At 51.6% G+C, this 8,403-nt stretch carries 4 protein-coding genes and 1 pseudogene; 2 read left to right on the top strand and 3 right to left on the bottom strand.

The annotated features are described in order from the left end of the window. The coding region (locus IQ256_RS18425; protein WP_193857017.1) for a hypothetical protein at positions 1–1,389 on the top strand (1,389 nt) is incomplete at its 5' end. A gap of 97 nt (positions 1,390–1,486) precedes the next feature. On the opposite strand, the gene mutS is transcribed toward IQ256_RS18425, so the two are convergent. The 3 genes from mutS to IQ256_RS18410 all read right to left on the bottom strand — a co-directional run bounded on the left by mutS (position 1,487) and on the right by IQ256_RS18410 (position 7,208). Beyond that, positions 1,487–4,267 (bottom strand): DNA mismatch repair protein MutS, encoded by a 2,781-nt coding sequence (gene mutS, locus IQ256_RS18420; protein ID WP_193857016.1) that lies wholly within the window; start codon positions 4,265–4,267, stop codon positions 1,487–1,489. A 300-nt stretch (positions 4,268–4,567) separates the two neighbouring features. After that, complete coding sequence (locus tag IQ256_RS18415) at positions 4,568–6,571, bottom strand: M48 family metallopeptidase (RefSeq protein WP_193857015.1); 2,004 nt, start codon at positions 6,569–6,571, stop codon at positions 4,568–4,570. A 34-nt stretch (positions 6,572–6,605) separates the two neighbouring features. After that, positions 6,606–7,208: a LemA family protein gene (locus IQ256_RS18410; RefSeq protein ID WP_193857014.1), complete on the bottom strand. Its 603-nt coding sequence runs from the start codon at positions 7,206–7,208 to the stop codon at positions 6,606–6,608. 173 nt (positions 7,209–7,381) lie between these two features. Here IQ256_RS18410 and IQ256_RS30470 point away from each other — a divergent pair. Next, a pseudogene (locus tag IQ256_RS30470) lies at positions 7,382–8,218 on the top strand (arginase family protein). Positions 8,219–8,403: the final 185 nt, after the last annotated feature.

Below are 8,403 nucleotides of genomic sequence, written 5' to 3'. Positions count from 1 at the left end.
CACTCACAATCTTTAGATCCGCTGGAGATTTGCCGGGCGTTAAGCTGGATTATTCCCTATGTGCTGTTTTCGCTAGGCAGCTATTACGTTGTCGATGATCTCACCCAAGAGGCGAAAACCGGGACGCTGAATTTTATTCGGCTGAGCCCGCGTCCGGCCCGAGAAATTTTGCTGGGTAAGCTGCTGGGCGTGCCGCTATTGCCGCTGATATTGGTGCTGACGGCGGTACCGATGCACGTAATTTCTGGGCTGAGCGCTGGGGTTTCTTGGCTGCTGCTGCTGAGCTACTACGCAATTGTCGGTGCGGGCGCGGTGTTTGTTTTTATGCTGGCTTTGCTAGTGGGATTGAGCGGCGGGAAGTCGGCGCTAAGGCAACAGCGAGCGGTGGGTGCGATCGCCTTTTCTGGTCTGGTTTTATTAGCTATTACGCCAATTTTCATGTCGTGGAACACAGAAATCACCTGGCAGTCTATCCCAACAGGCGAGCTGTTATTTAGGAGCTGGCGAACCCCTGTGTTGGTGAACTGGCTGTATCTACCAATATCCCGTAATCCATGGCTGGCTCATCTGTTTCTATTGGGTAACTTAGCGGTTGCTTGCGCTCTAGTCTGGCAGATGTTGGTACGTCAGTTTAGCCTGCCTCAAACGACGCTGTTGAGCAAGCAGTCAAGCTACTTGACTACAGCCTATCTCAACGCTTTAGCCTGCGGATTCCTACTAAGTCCTTGGCTCGATGCCGACGATCAGTTCGATAGTATGATCGCTATTTATATAGCGAATGTTGCCCTGTTTGGCGTATTGTTGTTCGCCTTGGTGTCCTCTCGTCAGCAGCTGATGGATTGGATAAACTATCGAGCAAGATCAAGCGGAATAGGGCGACTGCGCGACTGGATTTGGGCAGAGGCTAGTCCGATGGTTGGGGCGATCGCGATTAACTTTCTGATTGCGGCAGTGCTGCTGGTTCCGTTTACCTGGCTAATTAGATCTCAGTTAGATAGAGATCCTATCTCGGCGATCGCCCTCGTCTTCGCAACGCTAAGTATAGGCGTCAGCCTGCTGACCTACGCGACGCTGGTGCAACTTATTTTTAGTACGAAAGTGCGATCGCCTTTAATTTGGGCAGCCGGAACGGTAGCTGTCGTGGCCTTTGTGCCCCCTTTAGTTCTAGGATTCAGCGGCTATGACCCCCAAGAATGGCCAAGATTAGGGTTTGTCTGGACGTATCTAGGCGTGCCTCTGATGGGGGATGTGGCAACTAGCGTACCGCCGCTGGCCTGGGTAGGATTTATCGGTCAGCTATGCTTGCTGGCGCTTTTGTGGAATAGGCTGAGCAGCCAGCTCAGGAAACTAAGACTGAGTCGGACCGCTGTCAATCTGCCGTCGGCTTGAGCTACGCACGTTATAGAACAAAGGGTGTAGCCTTTTTAGGTGTAGTGAGCAGAGTGCGGCAGGCTATAGTCACTTCCAAAGCGCTGCTAAGACGCCCTCAAAACATACCTAGCTGTTCTTCTGGGTCAGTAGCTGAAATTGGCTGAACCGGGCTCTGGCGGTTTGTCTTTTTAGCAGCAGAAACAACAGCTTTTTTCTTTCGCTTTCTAGCGGGAACAGTAGCACTGATCGGATCGCTAGCGTTCTCACGCAGACCCACGGCAATCTTACTGTGCTGCTCTATCTGAGTCATCACCTGCCTAGCGCGGCTGATCACCGTTGCCGGCAGCCCTGCTAAGCGTCCAGCTTCTATGCCATAAGACTTATCCGCACCGCCAGGACGCACCTGATGCAAGAAGATGATTTTATCGGGCATCTCTTTGACTGTGACCTGATAGTTTTCTACATTAGAGAGAATAGAAGCCAGTTCGTTAAGTTCGTGGTAATGAGTGGCAAAAATAGTGCGAGCGCCGATGTCGGTAGCCAAATGTTCGGCGACGGCCCAGGCGATTGAAAGCCCGTCGAAGGTGGCAGTGCCTCGGCCAATTTCATCGAGTAAAACCAGAGACTGAGCGGTGGCATGATTGAGAATGTTGGCGGTTTCATTCATCTCTACCATGAAGGTCGATTGCCCGGTGGCCAGATCGTCTACAGCGCCAACTCGGGTGAAGATGCGATCGCATACCCCTAGCATCGCCGATTTTGCCGGCACAAAGCTCCCCACCTGCGCCATCAGCTGAATCAGGCCCACCTGCCGCAGATAGCAGCTTTTGCCGCTCGCATTCGGCCCAGTCAAAATCACTAGATCGGGGGTGATATCGGTCGCGGCGTTTTCTACGCTGCCAATCCCCGTGTCATTCGGCACAAAAAAGCCAGCTGGCAAAGATTGTTCTACTACCGGATGGCGACCGTCTTCAACAAATACGGGCCGACCCTTAACAATCTCAGGACGGCAGTAGCCCTGATAGATTGCCACTTCAGCCAGCGCGGCCAGTACATCTACCGCCGAGACCGCAGCCGCTACCTGACGAATCAGACTCACGTGCTGAGCCACCTGGTCGCGCAGGCCGATAAACAGATCGTATTCTAGCTGGTGAATCTGTTCGTTGAGATTGTTCAATCTCGCTTCGCAGTCTTTAAGCTCAGTGGTAATGTAGCGCTCTTCATTGGTCAGCGTTTGCTTGCGAGTGTAGTTGGTTGGAGCCAGGTCTGCTTTACTGCGAGAGATGCTGATGTAGTAGCCAAAGGCTTTGGTATAGCCAACTTTCAGATTCGATATACCCGTCCGGGTGCGTTCTGTTGTTTCTAGGTTGGCAATCCACTGCTGGTCTGTTGTAATTTGCTGGCGTAGCTGATCGAGCTGGGGATTGACGCCATCGCGAATCAGGTTGCCCTCAGTCAGGTAGAGCGGCGGGGTTTCGACCAGGTGCGATCGCAATACTGCACCCAACTCTTCTAATTCAGGCGGCACAAACTGCAGCTTTACCAGATAAGGAGAAGTGGCATGAGACATCAGCCCTGCTAAATCTGGCAGCTTGGCAAAAGAATCGGCCATCGCCACCAGATCGCGACCGTTCGCCGTCCCCGATCCGGCTCTACCCGCTAGCCTTTCTAGGTCATAGATCTGCTTTAGCAACTGTTGCAACTGCTGTCGCAAGCTGCCTTGGCTCACCAGCTCTTCGACCGTATCTTGTCTAGCCTGAATTCCCTCCATATTCAACAACGGCTGTAAGAGCCACCGCCGCAGCGCCCGTCCGCCCATCGCCGTCACGGTTCTATCGAGCGCCCATAGTAAAGAACCATGATAAATACCGTCTCGGCAGGTTTGGGTAATTTCTAGATTCCGCCGAGTCTGATGATCGATGATCAAATACTCGCTGAGGGCATAGGCTCTGAGCATTTGCAGCGGCGCGAGGCTGGTCTTTTGCGTGTCTTCCAAATACTCCAGCAGACCGCCAGCGGCGCGAGTCGCCAGGGGCAGATGATTGCAGCCGACGCCTTCGAGCGATCGCAGTTTCAAACTTTCCAGCAGCCGCTGCTGAGCTTCGGATTTGGTAAATGGGGTTTGCGATCGCAAGGTATAGCAGAACTGAGCGGGTAAACACTCGGGTAGCTGACTAGACTTTTCACCGGGGCGCAGCAGCCCGCCCAAATCCGGGGCGTTACTGGGCACCAAAATTTCCGCTGGCTGCAATCGCATCAGCTCTTGGGCGAGGTGGTCTAGCCCTGTGGACTGCGTGGTGAGAAATTCGCCAGTTGACACATCGGCGTGGGCCAGCCCCCAGTGCTCTCCAGCAATGACCACAGCGGCCAAAAAGTTGTTTTGCCGAGCGCTGAGCATGCCTTCTTCAATCACGGTGCCCGGCGTGATGATGCGGGTGACTTCGCGTTTGACCAGTCCTTTGGCTAGGGCCGGATCTTCTACCTGATCGCAAATGGCGATCGCATAGCCTTTGGACACAAGCTGCTCGCAATAGCGCTCTAGCGCATGGTGCGGAATGCCAGAGAGCGGCACTCGGCCAATTGCCTTGCCAGAATCTTTGCTGGTCAGAACTAGCTCTAGCTCACGCGCGATCGTAATTGCATCTTGAAAAAACGTCTCAAAAAAATCACCCACCCGGTACATCAGCAGCGCATACGGATGCTGATCTTTGATCTCCGCATAGTGCCGCATCATCGGCGTCATCTCTTCTCGGTTAACCTCGCGGTAGTCAGCGTAGCGAACCGTATGTTTAGCTAGCCGTTCCGGCACACCGTGGCTATTGGTCTGATGATTAACCGTATCGTTCGCTTGATGCGAAGACTGAGCAGGTTGGTTGGCGGCTTTTGAAGCAGTCATAGAGGCTGGCTAGAAGCTGGGTGATCAACAAAGGGAGTGATGGTGATAATAGTGCTCTCCATTCTAAGCGTTTGCGCTGAGATCACCCTTTATTTTCCAAAATCTCTCGGCTTCAGCAGAGGAGCGTTCGTCAACGAAAAGAACGTATTGACCGGGGTGAGCGCATCGATGTATTACTGCCTGTCTGTAGCTTCGGCCTCGGCAAGCTCTACCGTTGCGGCTCTGGATGCAGTAGGTTTTTTCCCAAAGCTCCCGTGACCGTCAAGCTTCTGGTCTCTTCACTGCTATTGCCACGGTTGTTCATCGAGCAGGCAGTAAATTGAGGAAAGGCGGCACTGGACAGCCCAGTGTAATGAGAATAGCCCGTAGCAGTTCAGCTTCTTGATCTGTAGTGTGTCCATCTATCAGAACCGTATGGGCGCAGGCTTGCGCGATCGCTCGTTTCAGCTTTGGTTCTGCCTGTCGCAACCGCCGTAGTGCCTTGCTGAGATTAGATAGGGTGCAGGTAGGCATGTCTGCGGGCATCGTCTGCTTTGTAACGCCTGGTAGCTGTTGAATGCCGCAACGAAAGGCGTAGTCTATCTGCGAATGTTGGGTCTGGCCAGCCTTTGCAAGAGCAGAGATTAGCAGCAGGCTATCAGACCAAACGTCGGTGAGTTGAGAGGCCCTTTCCGCCGCTGTCTGCTCAGGCTTGAAATAGGTTGCTAAGCGATATTGCAAAACAGATTGAAGCGCAAATTCGTTTAAAGATAGTTTCCCGTCTGCTTTTATTAGGGCTTTCACACGGATGAAAAACTGAGCAGCCACTTCCGGCTTTAGCTGCTTGAGCGCAGGAATGCACAGTTCTATCAATGGCAGTCGAGATCGCACAGATACCTGCTCAAGCAGCGGCTCTATCTTCTCTAGCAAGTCGTATACTGTTCGCGAACTGTCAGCGATGATTTGCTTTTGTCGCGATCGCACCTCTGTGTCTGGGTCCAACAGTAAGCCATAGCAGACCGCGACGGCACCGGTTTGAGCACGCACTGCCTGCAAAAGACGCTGGGGTAAATGCTTCAAAAGCGACTGTGCTTGCGTGAGGTGGGCTGGCGTCACTATGCCGATATCAGCAACAAGGGCATCAGGCGCTAGGCGATTGGGTGCTTCGAGTCGATCTGTGCTGCGCTCTACTTCATCGGCTGCTGCAAAGCTGGAGATGGCCATTGCGCTACTGCGCTGCTCGATAGGGTTGTGGCTGCTTAGGGTAGCTGGGGAGGCACCTTCTGTAATTCCTGCTAGTGAGCGATTTGCTGCCTGGGTGCGGGCAGGTGAGCTAGTCCCGATAGCAGCATCACTCCCCAACCGACGAATACGCTCAGCCAGCGGTGGATGAGTCGAAAAAGCACTCGCAAAAGAGCTAAGCGCAGAAACATTATTGAAAAATAGGTGGCTTGCGGCCTCAGCTTCAGTAGAAGAGATCTGCGATCGCTTAGACTGCTGAGCAATGCATCTCAAGGCATCGGCAATTCCCGCTGGATTTCGAGTGAACTGTACCGCAGATGCATCGGCCAAAAATTCTCGCTGACGAGAAACAGCGCTTTTGATCATCTGACCAAAAATCCAGCCGATCGCCCCAATCACGGTCATCGAGCAGGCGAAGGCTAGCCACGCTCCTCCTTGTTTATCACGGTCTGAAGCCGTATGGCGACGATGGCTGCTAAATAAGAAACTGCGGCCTATCAAATGAATAAACAGCAGGCCATGCACTAGACCCATCAGCTTCATATTAAGTGCCATATCGCCATTGACGATGTGGCTAAACTCGTGACCGATAACGCCCTGTAGCTGATCTCGATTGAGCTGAGTAAGGCTGCCTTGAGTCACACCGATAACAGCGGTGTTGGCAGTCAGACCAGCTGCAAAGGCATTGATGCTCGCCTCTGGCAGCAAATAGACTTCAGGAACCGCAATGCCCGCTGCGATCGCCATTTCCTCTACTACATTCAACAGCTCGCGCTCCTGCGGATTCGAGGTATCTTGCCCAACTAGTTGACCGCCTAAACCCTGGGCAACGACCTTGCCACCGCCCCGCAAGGTAGTCATCTTACGAAAGCTACCAAAAGCAACAATCAGACAGATGCTCAGGGCGATTGTCCCTAACCAGGCAGGTTGCCAAGAACTTTGTACTACACCATTCTGCCTAGCAATCAAGATGCAGGCCGCGTACATTGCCAAAATAGTAAATGTGATCGCACAACCAAACAAAAAAATCAGATAGGTTGTTGTGCGTTTAGCTTCGTCCTGATGCTCGAAAAAGTTTTTCATCGACTCTCATTCCTCTCATGCTACCGGCAGCCACTTATGAAAAAGAAACTCGAGGCGTCCGCCGTGCTTCTGCGGTGACTTCCTGCCATAGTTCAGCAAAAGAAAAATTAAACGTATTTGCGACTAGGTTGTTAGGAAACACTTCACGACTGGTGTTGTAGAGAGTGACACCATCGTTGAAGGCTTGCCGCGCAAAGGAAATCTTGTTTTCAGTAGTTCTTAGTTCCTCCATCACTGTTTGCATAGACTGGTCAGCTTTGAGATCCGGGTAGTCCTCACTCACTACCATTAGTCGGCTTAGCATCCCTGTAAGCCCTGCCTCGGCTGTCATTGCTTGCTGCATAGCCTGTGGATCGCCTGGAGCCGCTGCCGCAGCTCTAGATGAACTCATAGCTTGGTTACGCGCTGCAATCACAGCCTCTAGCGTTTCGCGTTCGTGTGCCATGTAGCCCTTCGCCGTCTCTACCAGGTTAGGAATCAGGTCATAGCGGCGCTGCAGTTGCACATCGATTTGCGAATAAGAATTCTGATAGCGGTTGCGTAGGGTGACCAGCCGGTTGTAGCTTTTCCAAACAAATAGCCCTACCGCTACAATCGCTGCGACTAATAGCAGCAGAATTATTCCAAAAATAGACATTAGCAAATTCTTATATAAGCTTCAGTAGCCTATATACTCCTAATCATCCGTACCTTTGTAGGGTGCCCAACAACAATAGAGTCCTGTTAGCAATTCAACCCAGTGCTCAACGACCCATACTCAGATATTCAGCGCAAGTTGCAGGTGCGGCCTGAAGCTGAAAGGCTACCTCTATGGCTCAAAGCTCAGTACTTAACCTTCTCTTTCCTCAATGGCAGGGGTCAGGCAACATTGGCCTCTATAACGGTGCAAAGCTGTTGCATAGCGCTCTGCCTTCAAAAGCGACTTTCGTAGAAGTGCCTGTCTCTTCTACATATTCCATAGCGATCGCAGAAAATGTCCTGGGTCTCAGTCAAGTGAGTGCTCAGCTCAACTGCGCTGCTGAGATTATCAGTGAGCACAGCCCGGAATATATCTTCACGATTGGTGGTGATTGTGGGGTAGAAATCGCACCAGTCTCGTTTCTCAATCGAAAGCATGAGGGCATAGCGGTTGTTTGGTTAGATGCACACGCAGACCTCAATACGCCTGCGTCTTCTCCTAGTAAGCACTTTCACGGAATGCCGCTGTGATCGCTACTAGGGCAAGGAAGTGGTCATATCACAAGCCGGTTATTCTCAACACTAGTTCCCAACCAAATATTCCTGGTAGGCACGAGAGAGCTTGATGAGTCCGAGCAAGCGTTCATCTCGCGAAACAGACTTCGCATATTCTCTGTCAACTCAGTGAATCAAGTCCAGAATTATCAACTCCTATCAGCTATTAGCGCTGCTGGGTTTCGCAAAATATACATTCACTTAGACCTAGATGTTCTAGAGCCGACTAGCTTTCCTCATGTCGTCTGTCGGACTCCCAAAGGTATCAGCGTAGACCGTCTCAAACAGCTGCTATCCGAACTCATAGACAGATTTGAGGTTGTTGGCGGTAGCGTTTTAGAATTTCTGCCTGTAGAGTCAAGCGTTGAAGGCACTATCGTAGCGTCCTCTTTTGTCAACATACTTCAGCTCTGAGCTACTTCGCTATGACCCAAAAACAAAAAGGAAGATTTTCAGAGCGGTCATATGTACTATTTTATGCTAACGGTGCTAACTGCTATTCAAACTCTGGAGACGCATAATGACGAGCCTGCCTAACATCTCTACAGGATCGTCTAGAAGAAGTAGCTACAATTGAACCATTGGTAATTGATAACTGA

The sequence above is a fragment of the cf. Phormidesmis sp. LEGE 11477 genome, from assembly GCF_015207105.1.
GTDB lineage: Bacteria > Cyanobacteriota > Cyanobacteriia > Phormidesmidales > Phormidesmidaceae > Phormidesmis.
This window is presented reverse-complemented; position numbering and strand designations above follow the sequence as displayed.

What these genes read in the sequence shown, in the direction of transcription:
- mutS (WP_193857016.1), bottom strand. Translation starts at nt 4,267, where the DNA reads ATGACTGCTTCAAAAGCCGCCAACCAACCTGCTCAGTCTTCGCATCAA.
- IQ256_RS18410 (WP_193857014.1), bottom strand. Translation starts at nt 7,208, where the DNA reads ATGTCTATTTTTGGAATAATTCTGCTGCTATTAGTCGCAGCGATTGTA.
- IQ256_RS18415 (WP_193857015.1), bottom strand. Translation starts at nt 6,571, where the DNA reads ATGAAAAACTTTTTCGAGCATCAGGACGAAGCTAAACGCACAACAACC.